The organism is Rugamonas sp. FW305-51, assembly GCF_058786935.1.
Window position 1 is genome coordinate 1 of the sequence record NZ_JBYSZG010000111.1, and the last position, 1,489, is coordinate 1,489.

Annotated in this window: 2 protein-coding genes; both read left to right on the forward strand. The window is 49.8% G+C overall.

The window, feature by feature from the left end; translation table 11 throughout:
- The first annotated feature begins 355 nt into the window (after positions 1-355).
- On the forward strand, positions 356-619 hold the full coding sequence (locus AC3WOS_RS28495; RefSeq protein ID WP_492720691.1) for a hypothetical protein: 264 nt from the start codon (positions 356-358) through the stop codon (positions 617-619).
- Between the two features lie 159 nt (positions 620-778).
- The gene (locus tag AC3WOS_RS28500; RefSeq protein WP_492720693.1) at positions 779-1,309 is read left to right on the forward strand and encodes a porin family protein; all 531 of its coding nucleotides are present in this window, start codon (positions 779-781) and stop codon (positions 1,307-1,309) included.
- The last annotated feature ends 180 nt before the right edge of the window (positions 1,310-1,489 follow it).

A 1,489-nucleotide genomic window follows, 5' to 3' on the forward strand; every position in this document is an offset into this window, starting at 1 on the left:
CTTGCATGTGTAAGGCATGCCGCCAGCGTTCAATCTGAGCCAGGATCAAACTCTTCAGTTTAATCTCTGTTTGTTTGCGATTTCTCGCATGGTCGAACCTTTTAATCGGTTCAAACCCCTCGCATTGCGAGGTGTTTGCTCACTCAAAATACTGACAGGCCACTTCTTGCGAAGCGCCCTATTTCATTACTTCTTGTGAACATTTGATATTTTAAGTATCACGGAGACTAGCTCCGTGTGCACTTCCATCAAACGTCCACACTTATCGACTGTGAATTGTTAAAGAACTTATTCGGTACTGCCTGCGGCGTTGTTGACAAAGCGTTTTGTTTGTCAGCCGCGAAGAAGAAAGAGTATGAAGCGTTTAGACCGTTTCGTCAACCCCTTCTTTTTACTACCAGATCGTTTCCGACCTGCCCCGCTCACTCTGCATTTGCACGCACCGTTTTGCGGGGAGGCGAACTATAGCAAATCCATCGCTGCGCTGGCAAGGCTTTTTTACTCTCCGTTGATACAAACCCCCACACCAACAAGCAACTCACCAATTTGTACCGCCGGCAACGCCAAAACAGCTTGGCCAAGTGCAGCATTGCGCCGGCATCACGAATCTTCTATTTAATAGCCAGAACCATCGTGATTGCTGTTTTAATAACTCCGTGATAGCATTTCATTTGGGAAATTATTCAAAGAATAATTTTTCAAATTTGGAATATACAGGGGTGCCGCATGCGACAAGCAGCCAATCCCTATCCATCCATAGTTATCAAGAAAGTAGATCATGAAATTCTTGCGTAAATGCAGTATCGCAATCGCTCTTGCCGTCATGGCCGCGCCGACATTTGCCGCAGCGTCTTCCGAGCCGGCTGCCTATGTTGGCGCCGACGTCGGCCGGGCTACTGTTTCGTCCAAGTACGTCGACGACAGCAACGATATCAGCTTCGGGTTCCGGCTCGGCTATCAGGCGACGCCTAATCTGGGCGTCGAAGGTTATTACCGCAGCCTGAGCTTTGATCCTTTCCGCGGCGTTCTGACTGAAGCCGGCTATTACCCAGACCAACATTACGGCATCGCAGTGGTGGGCACCGCACCGCTGAATGAACATTTCAGTCTCTACGGCCGCCTGGGCCTCGGTAGCACCAGGCTGCAATCGAACAGGACAAATATTGCGGATAAAAACGAAACGGATCCCCTGATCGGCGCCGGCATCAGCTACTCGTTTAATAAGCACTGGTCGCTCAATCTGGACGTGTCGCGTCTGACGAAGAGCGAGGTCAATCTGATTACCACCGGTTTCCGCTTCCAGTTCTAAACTCAAAGCGAAAAAAACCACCAGGCGTGGCGGGAGACAATGTCTCGCGCCAGATGGTGGGTTTTCGTATGGACGAAAAAAAACCCCAACCGGATCACCGGATGGGGTTTTTTAGTATAACTAGCCTGACGATAACCTACTTTCACACTGGTTGCAGCACTATCATCGGCGCAGAGTTGT

Bases quoted from the DNA above. Each gene is read 5' to 3' on its own strand.
- AC3WOS_RS28500 (WP_492720693.1), top strand. From the start codon at position 779: ATGAAATTCTTGCGTAAATGCAGTATCGCAATCGCTCTTGCCGTCATG.
- AC3WOS_RS28495 (WP_492720691.1), top strand. From the start codon at position 356: ATGAAGCGTTTAGACCGTTTCGTCAACCCCTTCTTTTTACTACCAGAT.